Source organism: Salinibacillus kushneri (genome assembly GCF_900111405.1).
Taxonomy (GTDB): Bacteria; Bacillota; Bacilli; order Bacillales; family Alkalibacillaceae; genus Salinibacillus; species Salinibacillus kushneri.
The window spans coordinates 1-24,514 of sequence record NZ_FOHJ01000005.1 but is presented as its reverse complement, the minus strand read 5'-3'; the positions used below and the strand labels follow the sequence as shown (position 1 = coordinate 24,514).

General features: G+C 37.5%; 16 protein-coding genes, 1 rRNA gene and 2 riboswitches. Of the genes, 14 read left to right on the top strand and 3 right to left on the bottom strand.

The annotated features are described in order from the left end of the window. The first annotated feature begins 87 nt into the window (after positions 1 to 87). Positions 88 to 2,049 carry a PTS fructose transporter subunit IIABC gene (locus BMX63_RS08420; protein ID WP_093134142.1) on the top strand — a complete coding sequence of 654 codons (1,962 nt, stop codon included), beginning with the start codon at positions 88 to 90 and terminating at the stop codon, positions 2,047 to 2,049. Between the two features lie 108 nt (positions 2,050 to 2,157). Further along, on the top strand, positions 2,158 to 3,114 hold the full coding sequence (gene manA / locus BMX63_RS08415; RefSeq protein WP_093134140.1) for a mannose-6-phosphate isomerase, class I: 957 nt from the start codon (positions 2,158 to 2,160) through the stop codon (positions 3,112 to 3,114). A 93-nt stretch (positions 3,115 to 3,207) separates the two neighbouring features. Here manA and BMX63_RS08410 read toward each other — a convergent pair whose 3' ends face one another. Beyond that, complete coding sequence (locus BMX63_RS08410; protein WP_093134137.1) at positions 3,208 to 4,395, bottom strand: ROK family transcriptional regulator; 1,188 nt, start codon at positions 4,393 to 4,395, stop codon at positions 3,208 to 3,210. Positions 4,396 to 4,673: 278 nt separating this feature from the next. On the opposite strand from BMX63_RS08410, the gene xylA reads away from it, so the two are divergent. From xylA to BMX63_RS08380, 6 genes are all read left to right on the top strand, one after another. Beyond that, positions 4,674 to 6,002 carry a xylose isomerase gene (gene xylA / locus BMX63_RS08405; protein ID WP_093134134.1) on the top strand — a complete coding sequence of 443 codons (1,329 nt, stop codon included), beginning with the start codon at positions 4,674 to 4,676 and terminating at the stop codon, positions 6,000 to 6,002. 25 nt (positions 6,003 to 6,027) lie between these two features. Then, complete coding sequence (xylB, locus tag BMX63_RS08400) at positions 6,028 to 7,527, top strand: xylulokinase (protein ID WP_093134132.1); 1,500 nt, start codon at positions 6,028 to 6,030, stop codon at positions 7,525 to 7,527. A 172-nt stretch (positions 7,528 to 7,699) separates the two neighbouring features. Continuing rightward, positions 7,700 to 9,133 carry a D-xylose transporter XylE gene (xylE, locus tag BMX63_RS08395; RefSeq protein ID WP_093134129.1) on the top strand — a complete coding sequence of 478 codons (1,434 nt, stop codon included), beginning with the start codon at positions 7,700 to 7,702 and terminating at the stop codon, positions 9,131 to 9,133. A 214-nt stretch (positions 9,134 to 9,347) separates the two neighbouring features. Continuing rightward, positions 9,348 to 10,769 (top strand): MFS transporter, encoded by a 1,422-nt coding sequence (locus BMX63_RS08390; RefSeq protein ID WP_425441466.1) that lies wholly within the window; start codon positions 9,348 to 9,350, stop codon positions 10,767 to 10,769. An 80-nt stretch (positions 10,770 to 10,849) separates the two neighbouring features. Further along, positions 10,850 to 12,460, top strand: coding sequence for a glycoside hydrolase family 43 protein (locus BMX63_RS08385; RefSeq protein ID WP_093134123.1), 1,611 nt, complete (start codon positions 10,850 to 10,852; stop codon positions 12,458 to 12,460). A 93-nt stretch (positions 12,461 to 12,553) separates the two neighbouring features. After that, positions 12,554 to 13,591 (top strand): aldose epimerase family protein, encoded by a 1,038-nt coding sequence (locus BMX63_RS08380; protein WP_093134121.1) that lies wholly within the window; start codon positions 12,554 to 12,556, stop codon positions 13,589 to 13,591. Between the two features lie 43 nt (positions 13,592 to 13,634). Here the strand turns inward: BMX63_RS08380 and BMX63_RS08375 are convergent, their stop codons facing one another. Then, the gene (locus tag BMX63_RS08375; protein ID WP_093134118.1) at positions 13,635 to 15,068 is read right to left on the bottom strand and encodes an alanine/glycine:cation symporter family protein; all 1,434 of its coding nucleotides are present in this window, start codon (positions 15,066 to 15,068) and stop codon (positions 13,635 to 13,637) included. A 363-nt stretch (positions 15,069 to 15,431) separates the two neighbouring features. Further along, a riboswitch (purine riboswitch) is annotated at positions 15,432 to 15,533 on the top strand. 122 nt (positions 15,534 to 15,655) lie between these two features. Beyond that, a riboswitch (purine riboswitch) is annotated at positions 15,656 to 15,757 on the top strand. A 151-nt stretch (positions 15,758 to 15,908) separates the two neighbouring features. Here BMX63_RS08375 and BMX63_RS08370 point away from each other — a divergent pair. The 4 genes from BMX63_RS08370 (at position 15,909) to BMX63_RS08355 (ending at position 20,994) form a co-directional block, all read left to right on the top strand. After that, the gene (locus BMX63_RS08370) at positions 15,909 to 16,496 is read left to right on the top strand and encodes a xanthine phosphoribosyltransferase (RefSeq protein ID WP_093134116.1); all 588 of its coding nucleotides are present in this window, start codon (positions 15,909 to 15,911) and stop codon (positions 16,494 to 16,496) included. Further along, positions 16,493 to 17,788, top strand: coding sequence for a nucleobase:cation symporter-2 family protein (locus BMX63_RS08365; protein WP_093134113.1), 1,296 nt, complete (start codon positions 16,493 to 16,495; stop codon positions 17,786 to 17,788). The genes BMX63_RS08370 and BMX63_RS08365 overlap by 4 nt, the downstream gene beginning before the upstream one ends. A 123-nt stretch (positions 17,789 to 17,911) precedes the next feature. Continuing rightward, positions 17,912 to 19,132, top strand: coding sequence for a DUF819 family protein (locus BMX63_RS08360; protein ID WP_093134110.1), 1,221 nt, complete (start codon positions 17,912 to 17,914; stop codon positions 19,130 to 19,132). Positions 19,133 to 19,389: 257 nt separating this feature from the next. Next, the gene (locus BMX63_RS08355; RefSeq protein ID WP_177167257.1) at positions 19,390 to 20,994 is read left to right on the top strand and encodes an acyl-CoA synthetase; all 1,605 of its coding nucleotides are present in this window, start codon (positions 19,390 to 19,392) and stop codon (positions 20,992 to 20,994) included. Between the two features lie 249 nt (positions 20,995 to 21,243). Here the strand turns inward: BMX63_RS08355 and BMX63_RS08350 are convergent, their stop codons facing one another. Then, positions 21,244 to 21,561 carry a helix-hairpin-helix domain-containing protein gene (locus tag BMX63_RS08350; protein ID WP_245732778.1) on the bottom strand — a complete coding sequence of 106 codons (318 nt, stop codon included), beginning with the start codon at positions 21,559 to 21,561 and terminating at the stop codon, positions 21,244 to 21,246. A gap of 566 nt (positions 21,562 to 22,127) precedes the next feature. Between BMX63_RS08350 and BMX63_RS08345 the strand changes: the two genes are divergently transcribed. Together BMX63_RS08345 and BMX63_RS08340 are read left to right on the top strand one after the other, a co-directional pair. Then, positions 22,128 to 23,543, top strand: a complete 1,416-nt coding sequence (locus tag BMX63_RS08345; protein WP_093134106.1) for a hypothetical protein — start codon at positions 22,128 to 22,130, stop codon at positions 23,541 to 23,543. 767 nt (positions 23,544 to 24,310) lie between these two features. Continuing rightward, a 16S ribosomal RNA gene (locus tag BMX63_RS08340) occupies positions 24,311 to 24,514 on the top strand; the annotation flags it as partial.

The following is a 24,514-nucleotide window of genomic DNA, read 5'->3' as shown; positions in this document are numbered from 1 at the left end:
CTGGTAAAAATATATTATTTTTTTATATAAAAGCGCTTTATAATGAATGTAGACAGTAAAGTAACAAGCTTATGAGGAGGGAAACCAATGAAAATACTAGCGGTGACTGCCTGTCCAGTTGGTATTGCCCATACGTATATGGCTGCAGAAAACTTACAAAAAGCCGGAGAAGAAATGGGTATTGATATCAAGGTTGAGACACAGGGATCCATTGGTGTAGAAAATGAATTAACAGAACAGGATATCGAACAAGCTGACGGTATTATTATTGCAAGTGATAAAGAAGTATCTAAGGAACGTTTTGCCGGAAAGAAATTAGTTGTTGTAGGTGTACAGGAGGGAATTCGTGAGCCTGAACAATTAATTAACCGCATTCAAAAGGGAAATGTCTCGGTTTACAAACCAGATGTACAAGCTAAGGCAGATGAAGAAAAGCAAAAGAAAAAGGAGAAAGAAAATCCAATCTATCGTCATCTGATGAATGGAGTTTCTTACATGATTCCCTTTATCGTAATCGGCGGATTACTAATTGCGATTGCTTTAGCCATTGGGGGAGAGCAAACGGAAGGCGGTATTGTCATTCCTGAAGATTCCTTCTGGTTTCAAATCAATGCGATTGGTGGAGCAGCCTTTAGCTTTATGGTTCCAATATTAGCTGGTTTTATTTCGGTAAGTATTGCGCATCGTCCTGGTCTTGCACCAGGTATGATTGGTGGATATATTGCCAATAATGGCAGCTTTTACGATAGTGAAGCAGGCGCTGGTTTTATTGGCGGAATCATTGCTGGTTTTTTGGCTGGTTATATCACACAAGCTATTAAGAAAATTAAAGTACCACAAGCGGTTCAGCCTGTGATGCCGATTATTTTCATCCCAATTATTGCTACATTTATTGTTGGTATGCTATTTATTTTTGTTATCGGTTCTCCAGTTGCAAGTCTATTCGAAGGATTAACGCAATGGCTGGAAGGAATGCAGGGAGCAAGCTCCATTCTTTTAGTGCTTATTCTTGGAGCGATGATTGCTGTCGATATGGGTGGACCATTTAATAAGGTTGCCTTCTTATTTGGCTCAGCTATGATTGCTGAAGGAAACTATGAAATTATGGGACCCATTGCGGTTGCTATCTGTATACCGCCTCTAGGTATGGGTCTTGCAACCTTTATGAATAAGAGAAAATTTCAGCGTGCCGAACGTGAAACGGGAAAAGCTTCCTTTACGATGGGATTATTTGGAATTACGGAAGGAGCAATTCCGTTCGCAGCTCAGGATCCTTTACGTGTGATTCCAAGTATCATGGTTGGTTCTATGACAGGCGCCGTTATTGCCATGATTGGCCAGGTAGGAGATCGTGTGGCACACGGTGGGCCAATCGTTGCCGTTTTAGGAGCAGTTGATCATGTGTTAATGTTCTTTATCGCTGCCATCGTTGGAACGGTCGTAACAGCATTTCTGGTTAACCTTCTGAAAAAGGACGTATCACCAGCAGCTGTGCCTGCAGGTGGAGTTTCTGAATCTGAAAATGTAGATCGAAATAAAGCAGACAGTAAAGTAGAGAAAAGTGTACCAAAGGAAGAAGCTAAAGAAATCGAGGTAAACAAACTAACGGATATTACGAATCAAGATCTTATTATTCCAGAACTTACTGGATCAACTAAAGATGAAGTGATTGATGAACTCATTCAAACATTAAATAAAGAAAATCGCATTTCTTCTGCAAGTGAGTTTAAGCAAGCTATTAAGTCACGTGAAGAAGAAGGTTCAACTGGTCTTGGTATGAATATTGCCATTCCCCATGGCAAATCATCCACTGTCAAACAGCCTTCTGTTGTCTTTGGAATCAATCGCAGTGGTGTCGATTGGCAAAGTGTTGATGGTACAGATGCCAAGCTTATCTTTATGATTGCTGTACCTGAAGAAAGTGCCGGAGATGCACATCTTAAAATCCTTCAGATGCTTTCACGTCGCCTCATGGATGAAGGATTTAGAGAACAGCTGTTAAACGCCAATTCCAAAGAAGAAGTTTACAAGTTACTGGATACGATTTAATTGAAGATTATGCTAGAATGAAGGTAACGAAAAGGGAGCGATTTCGCTCTCTTTTTTACCGTTCCAGGATCAACAAAAATGCTATAAATGATATTGGAGGCAGTTGCCATGTACAAGGAACCTATCTTTTTACAGCCCGTTTTTCAGGAAAGAATCTGGGGTGGACAAAAACTTAGAACAGAATATGGTTATAATATTCCAAGTGAACAAACAGGTGAGGCCTGGGTGATTTCTGCTCATCCAAACGGCCCTAGTGTGATTCAAAATGGTCCTTTACAAGGAAAAACTTTAAAAGAAGCATGGGAGGGGCATGGAGAACTCTTTCAGAAAAGAGAAGACAATGACGAGGCTTATCCTCTCTTAGTCAAAATTTTAGATGCAAATGCAGATTTATCTGTACAAGTTCATCCTGATGATAACTTTGCTCGTGAAGTTGAAGGACAGCCTTACGGTAAAACCGAGTGCTGGTATGTTCTAAGCGCTGAAGAGGAAAGTGAGATTGTTTTTGGTCATCATGCAGAAACTCGTGAACAAATGGAACAAATGATGGATGAAGGGATGTGGGACGAATTTTTACAACGCGTTAAAGTAAAAAAAGGTGATTTTATTTATGTTCCAAGCGGCACTCTTCATGCTATTGGGAAAGGAATTGTTATTTTAGAGACTCAACAGAGCTCTGATATTACCTATCGTGTATATGATTATGATCGAACAGATGCACAAGGGAACAAACGTGAACTTCATTTAGACAGAGCTAAACAAGTGACAACAGTGCCTCATCAACCTGTGAATCCAACACCAGAACAAGCTCTGATTGATGATATAACGATGACCAAGCTTGTAGAAGCCCAATATTTTACGGTTTCTCATTGGCAGTTAAAGGGCAGATCTATGCAAAAACAGGATAAAGATTTTTTACAGGTCAGTGTAGTTGAAGGAGATGCTGAAATGATGATGAATGGAAAAACCTATGAATTGAACAAAGGTACTCATTTTATTCTGCCAAGCGGTGTTGTGGAGTATGAATTGAATGGGGATGCTGAATTTATTGTTTCGTGGACATAACAATTGACAGAAACGATAAAAAGCCTGTTAATCTAAGCGTGAGTTTATAAGACTTATATGCTCTCCTTGTGGTTGACAGGCTTTTTTACAATATTATTCGTTTTCTAATTTGTTTTCCTTGAAAAAATGTGAAATGGAAATCGATGCAGCTCCTAGTGCAATGGAATGCTTACCAAGTATAGAAAAGTTGATATCCGTATTTTCCTTATGATAGTAAGACAATCGTTCATCTAAAACATTGTGAATAGGGTTGGAAATCCAACTGCTAAATTGTGATAGTCGATTTCCAATGATAATCATTTGCGGATTGAACGTATTAATGATATTGGTTAAGCCAATTCCTATATTCTCTCCTAACGTGTGTAGAACCTGTAGCACTTTTTTATTCCCCATTTGAGCTTCTGTGCTTAATTGTTTTAGCGTGATTGCATTGGTTTCTTCTAATACCTTTTGTTTTTTTGCGTGCTCTAAAAGGGCATTTTCAGATGCATATAATTCCCAGCAGCCATTATTACCACAGCGACATTTCCGTCCATTTGCATCAATCGTAAAGTGTCCCATTTCTCCTGATATACCAGAGGTGCCTGTATAAAGGTTTCCCTGAATAATGATCCCTGTACCAATACCAATTCCAATACTAACGTAAATTAAATTTGAAATGTTTCTTCCTGCACCATATATATGCTCTCCAATAGCACCACTGTTTGCTTCATTTTGAATTTTTACAGGAATATAGAATTCATTTTGAACCTCTGTTTTTAAGTCTTTATGTTCCCACTTGAGATTAGGTGCAAGAATGATTGTTTCTTCATGATTGATATTACCTGGAACACCAATACCTATCCCGATAACCCCATATGGACTGTCTGGAGCTTTGTTTATTAACGTTTGAATAACCGCATATAATTGTTGTTTCACATCCCCGTATTGAATGGTTGTTAAATCCTGACTAACCTCTTCTATGATATTCCCATTTAAATCTGTTAATAGACCTAAAATATAATTAACACCTAAGTCGATACCAATCGAATAGCCGGCATGATTATTAAAGTACAACATAACGGGTTTTCTGCCTCCACTCGATTGAGTTGCTTCGATTTCATAGACAAATGATTCATCTATCATTTCTGAGACCATTGTGGAAACCGTTGCTTTATTCAAACCTGTTAATTTTGATATTTGAGCCCGTGAAATAGGACCTTTTTTTTGGATCGTATGAAAAACAATCGACTTATTCATCTGCTTTACAAGATTTTGATCACCGGTTTTTAATTTTTGCATGCCTTATCTCCTCAATCGTAGGTATTTCCTTCATTTTACCACAAAAAATTGATTGTATTGTACTAAAATAGCAAAACTTTGTTTAATAAATAAATTAATAGAGCTATATATATAGTTCTTCAGGTCAGAAAACGTGTCAACAAACGATAGAAATGAGGAAATTTTATAATTTTTTAACTATGAATGATTGACAACGTTTTCAGTTACGGTTAAACTTAGTTTAAAAGATAAACAAAGATTGATCTATTAGTTTCATAAATAGAGAGGAGATATGAACGATGAGTTTCTTTCCAAACATTCAAAGCATTAAATATGAAAGACCTGGGTCAACCAATCCATATGCATTTAAGTTTTATAATCCTGAGGAAAAAATTGGTGGCAAAACAATGGAAGACTATTTACGTTTCGCCGTAGCCTATTGGCATACTTTTACGGAGGATTTATCCGATCCATTTGGAACAGGAACAGCAGAACGCCCTTGGGATAAATATGAAGGAATGGATTTAGCAAAAGCACGTGTTGAGGCAGCTTTTGAATTTTTTGAAAAACTAAATGTACCGTTTTTCTGCTTCCATGATGTAGATATTGCACCTGAAGGAAATAGTTTAAGAGAAACCAATCAAAATTTAGATACGATTGTTGCAATGATCAAAGATTATATGAAAGATTCCAAAACAAAACTCCTTTGGAATACGGCAAATAACTTTACCAATCCGCGTTTTCTTCATGGCGCAGCTTCGGCCAATAATGCGGATGTTTACGCTAATGCGGCAGCTAAAGTAAAAAAAGGGTTAGAAATTGGTAAAGAGTTAGGTGGACAAAATTACGTATTCTGGGGTGGACGTGAAGGATATGAAACCCTTCTTAATACAGATATGAAACTGGAATTAGATAACTTGGGTCGCTTCTATCATATGGCGGTCGAGTATGCCAAAGAAATCGGCTTTGATGGTCAGTTTTTAATTGAACCTAAGCCAAAAGAGCCAACAAGCCACCAATATGATTTTGATGTGGCAAGTGGTTATGCATTCTTACAACATTATGATTTACAAGACTATATTAAATTTAATATAGAAGCAAACCATGCCACGTTAGCAGGTCACACGTTTGAGCACGAACTACATTATGCACGTGCTGTAAATATGCTGGGTTCAGTAGACGCTAATCAGGGACATCCGTTACTTGGATGGGATACGGATGAATTTCCGACAGACCTCTATTCGACTACTCTCGCTATGTATGAAATCGTTAAAAATGGCGGACTTGGAAAAGGTGGTCTAAACTTTGACGCTAAAGTAAGAAGAGGCTCCTTTAAGCCAGAGGACTTATTTCACGCACATATAGCCGGAATGGATAGTTTTGCTGTTGGCTTAAAAGTCGCTCAAAACCTACTTGATGATCAAGTGTTGGAAAATGTTGTTCAAGATCGTTATGACAGCTATACAGAAGGAATTGGTCTGGATATTATGGAAGGAAAGACAGACTTTCATAAGCTGGAAGAACATGCACTAGGGTTAACAGAAATTCACCATAAGTCAGGTCAGTTAGAAAAAATTAAAGCTACGATTAATCAATATTTGTTAACAGCCTATGCTCAAAATAAGTAGATTTCAGTTTAGGAGAGGAATTCACATGAAATATGTAATCGGTGTCGATTTAGGAACAAGTGCGGTCAAAGTCCTGTTAATCAATCAACAAGGTCAAGTAACGCAGGAGGTTTCAAAAGAATATTCATTAATTCAGGAAAAAACCGGCTTTAGTGAACAAAATCCAGAAGACTGGGTTCATCAGACGATAGCAGGGCTAACAGACGTTATGAATGGATTTGAAGGGGATCCAGAAGACATAGAAGGAATTAGTTTTTCCGGTCAAATGCACAGCTTAGTCTTGCTCGATGAACATCAAAAGGTTCTCCGTAACGCTATTTTATGGAATGACACACGAACAACAGAAGAGTGTCAACAAATTTATGATGAAGTCGGAAAAGATCGATTACTGGAGATTACGAAAAATCTTGCTTTGGAAGGGTTTACTTTACCGAAGCTTTTGTGGGTCAAAAAACATGAACCTGATATCTATCAGAAAGTAGATACATTTCTATTACCGAAAGATTATGTTCGCCTAAAGCTAACGGAATCGTTAAATATGGAATACTCAGATGCCGCTGGAACACTCCTGCTGGATGTCACACAAAAAAAGTGGAGTAAAGAGATTTGTCGTTTACTGGATATTAATGAGGATATCTGTCCGCCACTTGTTGCCTCACATGATGAAGTAGGAACACTATCTTCTGAAGTTGCAAGAGAAACTGGATTGTCTGCTTCCACCCGTGTATTTGCGGGTGGAGCGGATAACGCCTGTGGCGCGATAGGATCAGGCATTTTAAAAGATGGACATACACTAGCGAGTATTGGAACATCTGGGGTTGTGCTAGCCTACGAAAATCGAGGGGATAAAGAGTTTCAAGGAAAAGTTCATTATTTTAATCATGGTGCCCCTAACGCCTATTATACGATGGGGGTCACACTGGGAGCGGGTTTCAGTCTAAATTGGCTTAAAGATGTTTTAGCAAAGGATCAATCTTTTGATCAATTCGTAAAAGAGGTCGATTCGGTTCCACCAGGAGCAAATGGATTGTTATTTACTCCTTATATTGCAGGGGAGCGAACTCCGCATTTTGATTCATCGATTCGAGGCAGTTTTATCGGATTGGATAGTTCCCACGAACAAAGGCATTTAGTACGTGCTGTTTTGGAAGGGATTACATTTTCATTAAATGAATCTGTCGAAATCTTCCGTAATCAAGGAAAACAAATTGAGAGTATCATATCGATTGGCGGAGGAGCAAAAAATGACACCTGGCTTCAAATGCAAGCTGATATTTTCAATGCTAAAATCATTAAATTATCAAATGAGCAAGGTCCTGGTATGGGGGCTGCAATGATAGCTGCATATGGTTGTGGGTGGTTTGAATCGCTTGAGAAATGTACGGAAGCCTTTTTACAAAAAGAAAAAATATATGAACCTATCAAAGAGAATGTTAAGAAATATCAAGTATTATTTACGTTGTATAAACAAATCTATGACACAACTGCAACAATAAATAAGAGCTTAATGAATTTCAGGGTTTAAAATTTATATTTAAGTATGAACAGGTAACATTCAGTATGCCTGTTCGTACAACCCCTATTAATAATGATTTTATTTTTGTTAAAAAGAAAGCGTTTTAATGTGTATCCGTTTCATCAGAAGGGAGGAGGGAGTAGGAGCTTATTAAGTAATATGACAGGCTCTTACCAAATATATGAACACTAAAAAGAATCATTTATACGTCTTTGCTATAGCGTTAATTGCAACTTTAGGAGGATTGTTATTTGGTTATGATACAGCTGTTATTTCTGGTGCCGAGCAATCAGTAGAAGTTTACTTAATAGAAAGTCTGGGCTTAGGCTCATTTATTCATGGATTAACAGTTTCTAGTGCTTTAATAGGCTGTATTATAGGAGGTTTAATTTCTGGATTCTTTTCAAACAACATAGGACGAAAGAATTCCCTGATATTAGCTGCATTATTATTTTTACTTTCAGCTTTAGGATCTGCTTATCCAGAATTTCTATTTTTTGACTTTAATGAACCAACAATGGGTCTATTGATTATGTTTAACTTTTATAGAATATTAGGTGGAGTAGGCGTCGGTATAGCTTCTGCCATTTCACCAACTTATATTGGTGAAATTTCACCTCAGGAAACACGTGGAAAGTTAGTATCATGGTACCAATTTGCTGTCATTTTTGGACAATTAGTCGTTTATTTTGTGAATTGGGGTATAGCAAATGGCCAACCACCTACATGGATTAATCAATTTGGCTGGAGATTTATGTTTGCTTCAGAAGCTATACCAGCATTGTTATTTTTTATATTATTATTTTATGTTCCTGAAACACCAAGATATTTAGTATTGAAAAACAAAAAAGATCAAGCCTTTAATATCCTGGCAAAAATTAATGGATCCAAGGAAAAAGCAAAAGAGGTTTTATCTGATATTACCGCATCATTAAATGCCCAAAAAACGAGTGGAAAACTATTTGCTTTCGGAAAAACTGTAGTTATAGTGGGTGTGTTATTATCTGTATTCCAACAATTCGTTGGTATTAATGTAGCCTTATATTATGCACCACGCATTTTTGAAAGTATGGGTGCAGGCGCTAATGCCTCAATGCTTCAAACGGTTATTATGGGTGTTGTAAATGTCGGATTTACCATAATTGCGATTCAGAAAGTTGACAAATGGGGACGTAAACCACTTTTAATAATTGGTTCAATTGGAATGGCCATTGGAATGTTTGGTGTTGCAATATTAGCTCAGAATGAAATTTTTGGAATATGGACATTGATTTTCATTGTACTTTACACAGCTTCTTTTATGATGTCCTGGGGTCCCGTATGCTGGGTATTACTATCTGAAATCTTCCCAAATAAAATACGAGGACAAGCTATGGCCATAGCAGTTGCGGCGCAATGGGCAGCAAACTTTTTTATCTCATCGACATATCCTGCAATGATTGATATTAGTGGGGGATTAACTTATGGATTTTATGGCTTAATGAGTGTTATTTCTGTACTCTTTGTATGGAAGATGGTTCCTGAAACAAAAGGAAAATCACTAGAACAATTAGAGAGTTTGTGGAAAAAAGAGGATCACAAAAATTCGGACACTCAATATATTTCTAATATGTAAAGTAATTATTGACTGAAAGAAGAGAGGATACTATTATCCTCTCTTATGTTTCAGGAAGAATAAAGCAGGCGAGCTTTAAATGGAGTGACTCGACTTATGATTTGGAAGTCAATGACAAATGGCTAACTTTTCATTTGATTGTAAGGGGTTACATCCTTTGTTAAAAATAAATAAATATGATTGGCTTCATCTTGATGGTGAGATAAATAAGGAGGTGGGGAGGTTGGAAACAGCCCAACAGGAAGTAAATAATACGAGAACTATACCCAATCAAAAACTACATATGAGCGAGAAGCTTACGTTTGGTTTAGGGGATTTTGGTGCGAACTATTCCTGGACGTTTATTGCATCTTTTATAACCATTTATATGACGGATACAGTCGGGATAGCAGCGGGGATTATTGGAACCATTATTTTAATTGCTCGTATCTCAGATGGATTCACAGATTTATTTATGGGGACAGTTATTGATAATACCAATTCCAAGATGGGGAAAGCAAGACCGTGGGTTTTTTGGACAGCCCCTATTTTAGGTTTTTTAACGTTTGCTCTATTTAATGTCCCAAGTTCGTTAGGTCAAACAGGGAAAATCATCTATATTTTTCTCGTTTATTTTCTTATTTCATCTATATTTTACACGGCAAATAATGTAGCTTATTCCTCGCTCACTTCATTTATGACAAATGTTAAAAAAGATCGTGTTTCATTAGGTAGTATTCGCTTTATTTTTGCTAACGTTGCCGTGTTATCAATTACTACATTTACAACTTATATAGTAGATGCCTTTGGTGGTGGCCAAAAAGGCTGGACAGCTACTTCTGCTATCTATGCTTTATTATGTGCTGTTCCATTAATGATTACAGGCTGGTATGTTAAGGAAAGAAATATTGCGAAAAAGAAGTACGAGGGACAAAAAACGTCTTTTGGTCCGATTTTGAAAGTACTATTTACCGATAAGTATTTTATTTTAGCGTTGGTATTATACCTTCTATGGTACTTAAGACAGACAGAAAACGGTATACGTGTTTATTATGCTACATATATTTTTGGAAATGAAGACGTGATGGGCTTGTTAAGTATGGCAGCCTTGTTACCAATGGTAATTGGGTTATTCTTAGCTCCAAAATTGGCTGCAAAATTTGGAGTAAAAAAGAGTGTTAATACAGGTTTGGCTATATCGATTGTTGCCTATGCGATTATGACGATTTTTTCTGAAAACCTGACTTTATTAATCATTGGTTTGGTCGTTAATGCAATCGGTTTAGTTCCATTGCAGGCTGCTCTTAGTGCTATTGTTGCTGATGTTGGGGACTTAGTATATTGGAAAACAGGAGTTCCAGTTCAAGGTTCTGTATTTAGTTTAACTAGTGCAGGGATGAAAATTGGACAAGGGATTACTTCTGCTCTAGTTGGCTGGTCGTTACAATTTGGCGGATATATGGCTAGCGCATCTTCTCAATCAGGTGGTGCCATATTTGCTATGAAAACCATGTTGATTTATTTTCCACTTGCTATGGTAATTCTCATGTTAATCACAATGGCCCTATTAAAATATGAAAAGTACCTTCCTCAAATAAAAGATGAAATTCAGCTCGGGAGAATTGGTGATGATCGTTCTAAGAGTTTGTTAAAATAATTGATAGAAGGATAATTTTGCAAAATGAGATTTATGAGAATTGGGGTAAAGTATGCAAAATTGTAAGGAGGTTGATTGATATGACAACAATAACAAATCCAATTTTAACGGGTTTTAATCCTGATCCAAGTATTTGTCGTGCAGGGGATGATTATTATATAGCTGTATCCACATTTGAATGGTTTCCTGGCGTGGGGATTTATCACTCAAAAGATTTAAAAAATTGGCGTCTTATTGCAAGACCTTTAAATCGTTTAAGTCAATTAAACATGAGCGGTAATCCTGATTCAGGTGGAATTTGGGCTCCACAATTATCCTATCATGATGGACGATTTTGGTTAATTTATACCGATGTAAAAGTAACAGAAGGACAATGGAAGGATGCCCATAACTATTTAGTAACATGCGATCAAATCGACGGAGAATGGTCTGAACCGATTTATTTAAATAGTTCCGGTTTCGATCCGTCTTTGTTCCATGATGATGATGGAAGGAAGTATTTAGTAAATATGCTTTGGGATCCCCGAGTAGGTAACCATAATTTTTATGGAATTGTCCTACAGGAATACAATCATAATCAAGGAAGATTGATAGGAAAACCTGAAGTTATTTTTAAAGGTACAGATATTAAACTAACAGAAGCCCCACATCTCTATAAAATAGATGGCTATTACTATTTATTAACAGCAGAAGGAGGAACTCGATTTGAACATGCGGCTACCATAGCAAGGTCCAGACATCTAAAAGGCCCTTATGAGGTTCATCCGGACAACCCATTAATAACATCCTGGCCTTATCCGCGAAACCCATTACAAAAGGCAGGACATGCTTCAATTGTAAAAACACATACTGATGAATGGTTTTTAGTTCATTTAACGGGGCGGCCATTGCCTCAAGAAGGACAGCCATTACTTGATCCACGGGGATATTGTCCTCTTGGCCGTGAAACCGCGATTCAAAGATTAGAATGGAAAGAGGGCTGGCCTTATGTTGTCGGTGGTAATCAGCCTGCTCAACAAATAGATGGCCCCAATATTGAAGAAGTCAAATGGGAGAGAGATTACCCGGAAAAAGATGATTTCAATCAAAAGGTGTTAAATTCTCATTTCCAAACCTTGCGCATCCCGCTGGAAGACGACACGTTATCTTTAACAGATAACCCCGGGCATCTTCGCCTATATGGAAAAGATTCATTAACTTCAAAATTTAAGCAGGCCTTTGTAGCAAGACGCTGGCAGCATTTTAACTTTATGGCTGAAACAAAAGTGTCATTTCAGCCAGAGTCGTTCCAGCAAGCGGCGGGTCTGGTAAATTATTACAATACGGAAAATTGGACTGCGCTTCAAATTACCTGGGATGAAGAAAAGGGAAGAATTCTAAACCTGACGACATGCGATAACTTTACGTTTGACCAGCCGTTAAAGGGGAAGGAAATCAATATTCCTGATTCTGTTAAGTATGTTTATCTCCGAGTTGAGGTTGAAACAAACATCTATCGTTACTCTTATTCCTTTGATGGCGAAAATTGGACATTAATTCCAATCGATTTCTATTCGTATAAGTTATCAGATGATTACATTCGAGGTGGGGGATTCTTTACAGGAGCATTTGTTGGAATGCAATGTCAGGATACTTCTGGAAGGGATTGTCCTGCTGAGTTTGATTATTTTATTTACAGAGAAAAAGAGTAAATCACGTGAGGTTGTCACGCTGGGGCAACCTTCTGATTACTCATTAAAGGTCCAAGTGGTGTAAAAATTATTTATAGAGGTAGTGATTTTCTTATGGAGATTTATACAAATCGGGTTGCAGAAAATTGGACTAGCTATATTCTGAAAAATGATTTTGGCATGGAAGTCCATGTACTTAATTATGGAGGAATCATTACAAAGATTTTGGTACCTGATAGAGAAGGAAACCTAGAAAATGTAGTACTAGGCTATAAAAATGTGAAGGATTACGAAAAAGATACTAATTTCCTTGGTGCTGTAATCGGAAGGGTTGCTGGAAGAATCAAGCATGCAGGCTTTGAATTAAATGGTCAATCTTATGATTTAGAAGCAAATGACGGACCTCATCATTTACATGGGGGTTCTTACGGTCTAAACCAGGTGGTATGGGATTCTGAACTGTTTGAAGAAGAGGGGGGGGCAGGAGTTAAACTGCATCATATGAGTAAGGATGGAGAAGGTGGATATCCAGGTGAGGTTCAAATAGAATTATTCTACACCTTAACCAATAATAATGAGTTCATCATCGACTACCGGGCAAATACAAATCACACAACTCCACTCACCTTAACCAATCACTCCTATTTTAACTTAAGTGGGAATTTGAAGGAAACGATTGAAAATCACCAAGTGAGAATGGACAGTCATCACTTTCTGGAGCTTGATGAAGATTTAATTCCGACCGGTACAATTTTGGATGTTGAGAATACACCTTTTGACTTTAGAAGTGGTCGAAAATTGAAGGATGGCATGAGTAGTACACACCCTCAAAATGATATAGCCGGAAATGGATATGATCATTATTATATTTATGATAAAGGACTTGCGCAAAAAGTGAAAGTAAAAGATGAACAGAGTGGCAGAGTGCTTTCCATTCAAACAGACCAACCGGGAATGGTGATGTATACATCCAATAATTTAGCTGAGGGTCTTCAACTTGCTGAAGGAACATCAAAAAAGCATTTGGGCGTATGCTTTGAAACCCAGGCTTCACCAGCGTCCTTACACGAAACTGGATTACCAAGTGTGCTTTTGCATCCCCATCAGAATTATGAGAAACGAACAGTATTTCAATTTGGCTTGGATAAATAAAAAAAAGCAAGTGCAGGTGAACACCTTGCACTTGCCCTTTTTATTATGAATTTTTATTTTCCTGATCCTGAGCGCCCCACCATGCTACATTTTTAAGTCCTGGAATGTTAGACATATGGAACTGAGGATCTTTACCAGCTTTTTTCTGTTTAATGTAATCCTTTAATACAGCAAAGGCAATTTTCCCTAATAGTATGATAGCAATCAAGTTTACAACAGCCATCATTGCCATAAATAAGTCAGCCATATTCCATACAATGTCGATGGAGGCTTTAGAGCCTAAGAATACCATCGCTAATACAGCGATTCGATAAATATTTCTAAAGGGTCCTCCGTTTTTCATGAAGTCAATATTTGTTTCTCCATAATAATAATTTCCAATAACAGAGCTAAAGGCAAATAAGAAGATGGTAAGAGCAATGAAGATTGTAGCCCAGTTTCCGATCTGTGCACTGAAGGCAACTTGAGTTAATTGAATGCCATCCTCTGTTACACTTGCAAAATCTTCATAAAGCATAATAATAAACGCTGTAAAGCTGCAAATGACAATGGTATCAAAAAAGACTGCTAAGGATTGAACAAGCCCTTGTTTTGCCGGGTGGCTTACACCAGCGGTTGCTGCGGCGTTTGGCGCACTTCCCATACCAGCTTCATTGGAAAATAGTCCTCGTTTGATTCCTTGCATAAGAGCAACACCCATTCCACCACCAAAAACTTGTTCAATACCAAATGCATGCTGGAATATCATCGCAAAAATTCTTGGAATTTCAGACAAATTCATAAAAACGACGATAATGGATACGGCAATATAAATAATCGCCATAATGGGGACGATGGTACCTGATACAATTGCAATTCTTTTAAGTCCTCCAAATATAATTAAACCGGCTAATATAACTAAAATAATTCCTGTCCAGGTCCGGTCAATGTTAAAGGCCTGCTCAACGGCCATAGAAATGGTATTAGCCTGAACGGCATTAAAGATTAAACCAAATGTGATGGTGATTAAAATAGAAAATAGCACTGCCATCCATTTTTGTCCCAATGCCCGCTCAATGTAATAGGCTGGACCTCCGTGAAATCCTTCTTTATCAGGAACTTTATACACTTGTGCGAGTGTACTTTCGATAAAAGCGGTAGCCATGCCAATTAAGGCAACTACCCACATCCAGAAAACTGCTCCAGGTCCGCCAATAGCTACAGCTAATGCTACACCTGCTAAGTTTCCGGTTCCAACACGGGATGCAATACTAATACTAAAAGCCTGAAAAGCATTAATACCCTTTTTCCCACTTTGTTCAACCGCTTCTTCTCCAAGCACCCCGAACATATTTTTAAATAAACGAAATTGAACAAATCGACTACGGAAGGTGAAATAGATACCCGCACCAATTAATAAATAAACAAGAATATAATCCCAAAAAATCGTGTTTCCAAAATCAACTATACTGCTTAAAATACTTTCTATTGTGTCCATCAAGGTGTACCCCTTTCAATCTTCTTTTATAATATAACTATTAAAAAGGTAGCTTTAGCATTCTGGAATTCTGAATAGCTTCATGTATGCATGGAGTCAGAAGGGTATAATCTAGAGAAATCAAGATGAGTACTATGTATCAGATTGCTATTATTATATCGAAAATAAAAGAATTTGTATAATTGGAATTTTTTGTTTTTCCTTATGATTTTAGCCAGCTGTTCATTATTCTGCTTGCCCGATCCATCAAAGCCATATATTATTTTGTACAGAAGGGACTGTCCCCATAATTAATATATTGTTCTTAAAAATCAGAAATTTATACGAAGGGTTGTTTTTGCTAATGAACGTGCTATACTGTACCTAACAATATTATAGACTTTTCATATAAATGCAGGAATATGGCTTGCAAGTTTCTACCGATTTACCGTAAATAAATCGACTATGGAAAGCAAGGAACGATAACAGGCGCCCAATTTGATTGTTGGGTGTGTTAGATTTTTATTTACAGAAACTGTCCGGGGAATCCTTGTTTTCATGTCGATGAAAGCAGGAGTTTCCGGGCAGTTTTTTATCCTGAATTTACAACTGAATAGTTGTTGCATTTTCATATAATCGCGGGAATATGGCCCGCCAGTTTCTACCGATCTACCGTAAATAGATTGACTATGAAAAAGCAAAACCGTCGAGGGAATCTGAAAAGATATTCAGTACCTATGACGTCTCATTTGGGTAGGAAAAGCTCGAAATGTGCTTTCTCATGGTTTATGGTAAAGCAATTATTTCGAGCTTTTTATTTTTTACTTAACTGATTTTCCAGAAGTAGAGAGGAGACAGCACATGGAACATTTACAGAAAAAGATTTTGCAAGAAGGCAAAATTCTATCCGACACAGTTTTAAAGGTCGATTCATTTTTAAATCATCAAGTCGATCCTGTCCTAATGCAGGAAATAGGGAAAGAATTTGCGGATCGTTTTTTAGGAAATGGAGTAACGAAAGTATTAACCCTGGAGTCTTCTGGAATCGCTCCTGCGACAATGACAGCGTTAGAATTAGGGGTTCCGGTGGTATTCGCAAGGAAGAAAAAGTCATTAACCCTCGCAGATGATTTATATACTGCAGAAGTTTATTCATACACAAAGAAAGATACGAACCAGATCTCTGTGGCGAAGGATTATCTTGCTAAAAATGATAGGGTACTTCTAATTGATGACTTCTTAGCTAATGGGCAGGCAGTGTTAGGATTAATGGATGTCATTAGACAGGCGAAAGCTGCTTGTGTTGGAGCTGGAGTCGTGATTGAAAAAGGCTTTCAAGAAGGTGGAAAGCAGCTTAGAAATCAAGGGATTAAGCTAGAATCATTAGCCATTATAAAATCCTTAACCAATAAAAAGGTAACCTTTCAAAAGGAGGATGTAACCGTATGAAAACAGCAGCATTGGGCATTCAGCATTTATTAGCCATGTATTCTGGGGCGATTTTAGTTCCACTCATTGTCGGTGAAGCTATAGGATTAACATCAGAGCAGCTTACGTATTTAGTAGCCATTGATATCCTTATGTGTGGAGTGGCAACCATTCTTCAAGTGGTAAATACGCGTTTTCTTGGAATAGGTCTGCCAGTCGTTCTTGGTTGTACATTTACGGCGGTTGGACCAATGATCGCAATCGGTGGGCAGTATGGTGTTTCTGCCATTTATGGAGCTATTTTAATTTCCGGTTTATTTGTTATTATCATCAGCAAGTATTTTGGAAAGTTAGTCCGGTTTTTCCCACCAGTTGTGACAGGAACAGTGGTAACCATTATTGGTATTACTCTCATTCCTACAGCTATTTATAATATGGGTGGAGGAGAAGGTGCTGACGATTTTGGATCCATTTCTAATATTACCCTTGCTTTTGGAACGCTTCTCTTTATTGTTTTGATGTATCGTTTTACCAAAGGATTTATCCGTTCCATTTCTATTTTAATTGGTTTAATTTCAGGGACAATTGCTGGAGCTATAATGGGGAAAGTCGATTTTTCGGCTGTAACAGAAGCATCGGTTTTTCACATGGTTGAACCCTTTTATTTTGGCACACCGACCTTTGAATGGTCCGCCATATTAACCATGATATTAGTTGCCATGGTTTCTTTAGTAGAATCAACTGGGGTTTATTTTGCTCTTGGAGATATGACTAACCAAAAATTAAAAGAAAAGGATCTATCAAGAGGTTATCGAGCAGAAGGTTTAGCTATCTTACTTGGAGGTATTTTTAATGCTTTTCCTTACACAGCCTTTTCGCAGAATGTAGGATTGATACAAATGACAGGCGTGAAGTCCCGTAAAGTCATTATGGTAACTGGAATCATGTTAATTACTCTCGGTTTTATACCTAAAATTGCAGCCTTTACAACCATTATTCCAACAGCTGTATTGGGCGGTGCAATGGTTGCGATGTTCGGTATGGTGATTTCCCAGGGAATAAAAATGCTAAGTCGTGTAATTACAGATTCCCCGGAAAATTCAATGATTGTTGCTTGTTCAGTTGGAATGGGTCTTGGAGTTACGGTTGTTCCCGAGCTATTTTCCAGGCTGCCTGAAAGTGTACAAATTTTAACAAGCAATGGAATCGTAGCAGGTAGTGTCACGGCCATTGTTTTGAATATCATATTTTTTATGCTTCCTTCTAAAAAGTCATCTCCTATAGTAGAAGAACAAGAGGCGCAATCAGCATAATATCATATGGATAGTAAGCAGTCATCCTGGAGCAGGTGACTGCTTTTTAACAGCTAAGCTTTCCAACTACACTACAAATTATGGTATAGTAGCGATAGAATTTTCATTAAGTAGGTGTAGTCATTGTCTTATTCAATCATTCAAACAGATGACATATGGATTCTTTGGGCGTTTTTAGCAGGATGGGCTGCTGTTAGTATTTACCTGGAACAAAAATATGAATGGGCTTCAAAGGTTTCCGGGGCTATTATTGCTCTTGTTGGTGCCATGCTTTTAGCTAATTTAAATGTCATACCTTTAGAATCACCTGTTTATGATACGGTTTGGGATTATGTTGTTCCATTAGCAATCCCGCTTTTACTATTTCAATCGAATTTGTTAAAAATTTGGAAGGAAAGTAGAAGACTTTTATTGATGTTTTTACTAAGTGCCATTGGAACGGTTGCGGGTGCTGTCGTTGGCTTTTACCTGCTAAAGGATTTTATTCCAGGTCTGGATGAGATTACAGGAATGATGACAGGCTCGTATATTGGTGGAAGTGTGAATTTAGCTGCTTTATCTGCACGATTTGAAACCCCTTCAGAGATGGTATCATCCGTTGTTGTCGCGGATAACATGATGATGGCCTTATATTTTCTCATTCTAATATCTATTTCGGCACTCCCATTTTTTCGAAAGCATTTTAAGACGCCCCATATTGATGAAGTGGAACAAAAGGACCCAAATGGAAAGAAAAATTTAGCTGCTTCTTATTGGAAGGGCAAGGAAATCTCCCTGCAGGATATCGGGTTAGCCGTTGGTTCGTCTTTTATACTTGTGGCCATTTCCTTTACTTTGGCCGATATGTTTGCAAATCTGATTCCGTCAGGTGAAAATGTCAACTTTTTCTTAAATATGTTTAATGGCTTGTTTGGGGATCATTACTTAATGCTAACAACGATTACCGTTCTAGCCGTAACCCTTTTTTCGGGCTTTTTTGAAAATATTAACGGTGCACAGGAGATCGGTACTTATTTCATTTATATTTTCTTTGTTGTCATTGGCGTTCCTGCATCATTACCACTAATCCTGCAAAATGCACCATTGTTGTTTGTTCTCGTGTTCATTATGGTAGGATTAAACATGGTATTTTCCTTTACATTTGGAAAGCTGTTTCGATTTAACCTGGAGGATGTCATTGTGGCTAGTAATGCAAACATTGGCGGCCCGACAACAGCTGCTGCAATGGCTATATCAAAAGGGTGGAGCAAGCTTGTAGCACCAATTTTAATTGTAGGAACTCTTGGTTATATTATTGGAAATTATATTGGCTCTGCTATTGGATACTGGTTTAGTACATTTTAATTGATCTTATAAAAGGGCGCGAGGAGCTAGGCTAGCTTTTTGCGCTTTTTTACTATAACTGGAAAAGTGTTCGACAAAATCATTTATCCCAGAAAGCCTGTTCTCAAAACCTTTAAAGGAATGGGTTTTCCTTTTCGACAAATATCACGGATTTTAGTACTTGATTATACGTTTTAACTAAAATAAACTAAAAATACAGAATATTCAGCAAGTGACATCTTCAAAACAATTTTTGAAGGAGTGTAAGATGCGTGCGGTTGAATACGAATGTAAATGAAGGATTAAGTAAGGTGCTGGAAAGAGCAAGAAGAAACACGTTAGGAGATTTGCTTGCGCGTACGAGAGACAGAATGCCGGATAAATTTGCTCTTGCTTATCGGGATCAACGATTGAATTATCGGGAACTAGATGATTTAGTTAACCAGACAGCCCATGGTTTTTTAAAAGATGGCATGAAAAAAGGCGATATGATTACGGTCATGTCCCGAAACAGTCTGGATTTTGCTATTGCTAATTTTGCATTGGCACGTATTGGGGCTGTTATGATTCCGATTAATTATATGCTGACAACGAATGACGTAAAATATATTTTGGATCATGCTGGTGTGTGCGGTTTTATCGCCTCAGAGGAATATGCTCCCGTTTTAGATCAATCGGCAGGGTACTTGGAAATTAAGTTCCGTTACCTAATGGATGTGCCTGAATTAAGTGAAATTTCTCCTGAGCTTTCGGAATGGACTCCGTTATCCATTGCTCGAAAAGAACAACCAACGGAATTTGCAGATATAGACATTGAAGATGATGACCTAGCTCATGTACTTTATACAAGTGGTACGGAATCCAGACCAAAAGGTGTCATGCTTACACATAAAAGTATAATAAGTGAATATGTGAGTTGTATTGTTGACGGGGACATGAAAGAACAAGATGTGTTTGTCCACGCCTTACCTCTATATCATAGCGCCCAGCTTCATTGTTTTTTAGGCCCAAGTATTTACCTTGGGGCAAGTGGTATTATATTAGATGGAGCCAATCCGGAAGTCGTGCTCGAAACGGTGGAAAAAGAGGGGGCTACACAATTATTTTGTCCGCCAACTGTCTGGATTGCCCTTCTTCGCCATCCGGATTTTGATAACCGTGATTTATCTTCGTTAGAAAAATGCTATTATGGTGCTGCTATTATGCCTCGGGAAGTTTTAAAAGAGCTTTCAGAACGATTGCCTAATGCCCGTTTTTGGAATTTTTACGGACAAACAGAGGTAGCACCTCTTGCCACAGCTCTACACCCAGAGGATCAGCTTCGTAAGTTAGGCTCGGCTGGAACACCATCCTTAAATATGCAAACTAAAATCGTGGATGAGAATGATGAAGAAGTCCCGCGGGGAGAAATGGGCGAAATTGTACACAGAACCCCGCATGCCATGAAGGGATATCTTTATGATCCGGAAAAGACGTCAGAAGCCTTCAAAAATGGCTGGTTCCATAGTGGTGATTTAGGCATTATGGATGAGGACGGATACATAACCATTGTGGATCGCAAAAAAGATATGATTAAAACAGGCGGTGTGAATGTATCAAGTCGTGAAGTAGAAGAAGCCATTTATCAAATGGACGGTATATCTGAGGTAGCTGTTATTGGCATTCCAGATGCCTACTGGATTGAAGCGGTAACGGCAATTATTGTACTTAAATATGGGGCTGAGATTACAAAAGAGGCGGTGGTAGATTTTTGTAAGGATCATTTGTCAACTTTCAAAGTGCCCAAGTATGTAGCCTTTAAGGAAGAACTGCCAAAGAATCCTAGTGGAAAGGTGCTAAAGCGCTCGTTAAGAGATGAATTTGAGCATTTAAGCAGGGAATGAGACTTTTCGTCATAAGTAGAAATCCCGTATCTCTTATAAAAAGGGGTACGGGATTTTTTTGTGGTATAAAATGGCCATAACTAGCGTGATTTCCTTTAAGTCAGCATTGAATCCTCCGTACATTGTGTTTCCTAAATCTCCTCCAGCCTTAGTTCAATCTGTATATCGCTAAACAGGCACTTTCCGTTTTTGTTCTGTAATCTTTTGGACATTCCGAGCTACTGAAAATATATGATATGTATAAATCTTCTAACTTTCATTGATTTCATACCATGCTTTTGCAGGTCTGGAATCAGGGTAGCCATACTTGATTCGATAGGCTTTACGTTCTTGAGTAAAGTCAAACCACCTTTTTCTGCTTTGAGGGTTGTTCGCATAATAAATTAAGCAGCGAATTTGGTCCTCTACACATGGATCTGTCCAAACACCCAATTGTTTTTCCAGCTGATCAAATAATTCTCCGCCCTTTTTATTCTTCATTGTATTTAAATCGTAGATCTCAAGGTCATTTACAATTTTTTCAGCCAGGCTTGGTCCTATGGAAGGGGCTTCTTGAAAGACAGCCATTGCTATTAATTTTTTCGCTCTTTCTTGGGTTGTCTCTAAAATCGGAGCTAACTCATGTTGACTAAAAATCTTAATGTCACAGATCTTGATTCGGGCTTTTCTCAGACATTTTCTTTCATACGGTTGTAAAGGCAGCTTTGGTGAAGTCAGTTTGATTGCCTCCTTTCGAATATTCTCTAATTAATTGTTCTTTACTTTCTGCAAAATTCCTTTTTACAAAAAATTATAATGTTAGAATCACATTATAGATATGAAATAAAATAAGGATTAGATAGCGTCAGAGGAACATCGGATATATCGACATGTATTGTGCAAATTATTTTGTATAATATGGAAAACGAGAGTATTTTTTGTTTCTGGTACAAACCACTACGTTGATTAGAGTGGGTTGACCAGCATAAGGAATTGGTTGAAAATAGTAATATCTTTTGATGCAGTTGGAGTAATGGAAGTGGTGTTGTTCATTTATTTTTATAAATTTATCTTTTACAAAATAGGAGTACGTGGAAAAGGATTTTATAAAGGAAGCAGGATAGGTTATTTTAATAGAAGTTAGGAGTTAAACCATGTTTACCTATATGAAATGGGGATTAAGCATTTCCATATCCTTATATGCACTATTACATTTCATTACATATTTCTATGAAAGTGAATTTTTACTACATGTTGAAGCATTAAGTGGATTCTTTTTATTATTATTTGCCGCTTTTTTGCTTTCTTTAAACAAATTTAAATTACCATTATTTCTTGTAAGTTTAGGCATTTTGATTTTCGTATTATCTGACACATCCATTATTGAGGGATTTCGTAATGGTCTTATTTTAATGCGGGATATTATTGGTCTTTTAGTCATTATACCGATGATTAGCTGGGTGCTGAACACTGAGCCCTATATTGAGAGTATCATGTACTCAAGTTACCGGTTTATTAACACTAGCAGAAAAATGTATATCGGAATCGCTTCTTTTACGCAAGTCATTGCGTACTTTCTGTTATTTGGATCAATTCCGATGATGTATCAGTTTGTCAATAAAATGGTTGGTAATCAGCACGGAGAACCGCTGGAACGTTTTAAAGGGACAGCACTGGTTCGATCTTTTGCTCTTTCTACGATTTGGGTTGTAACGATTCCAAGCTTTATTTTTGCGGTTGAAGCATTGGACGCTTCATTATGGTTATCTATTTTACAAGGCCTTTTCATTTCCGTTTGTGGATTGGTAATCGCAGTTTTATTTTCACATTTTGAAGAGAAGAAGTACGGTGTGGATTTAACCCAAATTATTAATCAGGAAATGAAAAAAGTTCTAAGTGATTCTTCAGATTTTGAGCAAGGGAATAAAGCGGGAGAATTTCTTTTCTTATTTATTACTCTTTTTGGCACAATTTTTGTTCTTCATGAATTCTGGCCAATTGATCTTATGGTTATTGTTCCATTAGTGGTTGTGGTTTGGACGTTCGTCTATTTTATTGTGAAAAAGCGTACTGGAAAACTTGTTCAGGAGATGAAAACCTATTTTCGCAAGGGTATGGTTAATCAATCGTACCAATTTAGTGTTATGCTGGGTGCTGGTATGATGATTTTCAGTTTGAACCAGACCGGTTTTGCTAATGTCATTATTTCCGGTGTGGATATTATACAGGAAGGATTGCCTTCACTGAATTTCCTGTATTTTCTCCCGTTTATCGTGATTATATTAGGTTTTCTAGGTTTAGGACCTTTAACCGTTATGGTTTTAGTAGCGGGAATTCTGCAAAACATAGACCTTCCATATCCGCCTGAACTCATTGTAATGGCCATAACTTCAGGGAGTGTAATTTCCATTCTTCTTTCTCCATTGTTAATGCCCATCATTATATTAAGTGGGCAAAATGGAATGAGTGGATTTAAAAATGGAATCCAGTTTAACCTCTTCTTCGCTATTGTGTTTTATATTCTGGTTCAAGTATATATCCAATCGCTAATTGTGATTTGGTTAGAATGACTCCTTATTTAAAAGGGGATGCATCATTCTAGAGGCTTATACATAATATACAGAAGAAGGAAAGGTATAGGCATCTAATTATGGAGGTATAATCTAAAGATGTTGTTCTTCAGATAAAGAACTTATATGAGATTTGCATAAGGAAGAAGTATAGACTCCTACAGTATATAAATGAGGAGATTAATACAAGTTGTCTGCAGAAAGCAGAAAGCGAGTATACTCCTCTCTTTAGCTCACCTTACTTTAAGCAAAGCAACATTTTAATAAACAGGTACTATGGAAAAATTTACAGGTAAACTTAGTATTGTTTTACTCAATTTGAAATGGTATATTATTTGCAGTCTTCGTAACAACATGACTAGCAAACCAGTTAACTAATAAATGATATTCATCTAATTATTGAAAATGAATGTTCTGATGTATTTGTCACTAAAAAAGATTGTAAGAATTGGAAATAATTTGTTGTTGAAAAGTTGGGGCGATTCATGGTAAATTATTAATTGTTGCTTGCTAAGCAAAAAACACATTTTTGATTTTTGCGTTAAATTAATTGTTGAAATCAATCGGCAAGCATGTTAGATTATTAATTGTCGCTTTAAATAGAGCGTAAAACAATATAAAATGTTATTGACATCCGGTTGGTAACTTGATATAATATTTAAGTCGCTTTGAGAGTGACGGACTTCGAACCTTGAAAACTGAACAAAACAACCAGTACGTCAATTCGCTATTTTGATAGCATTGATGAATGAGCAACAGGAAAACTTTTATTGGAGAGTTTGATCCTGGCTCAGGACGAACGCTGGCGGCGTGCCTAATACATGCAAGTCGAGCGCGGGAAGCAGGCTGATCCCTTCGGGGTGAAGACTGTGGAACGAGCGGCGGACGGGTGAGTAACACGTGGGCAACCTGCCTGTAAGTCGGGGATAACTCCGGGAAACCGGAGCTAATACCGGATGACACTTCAGACC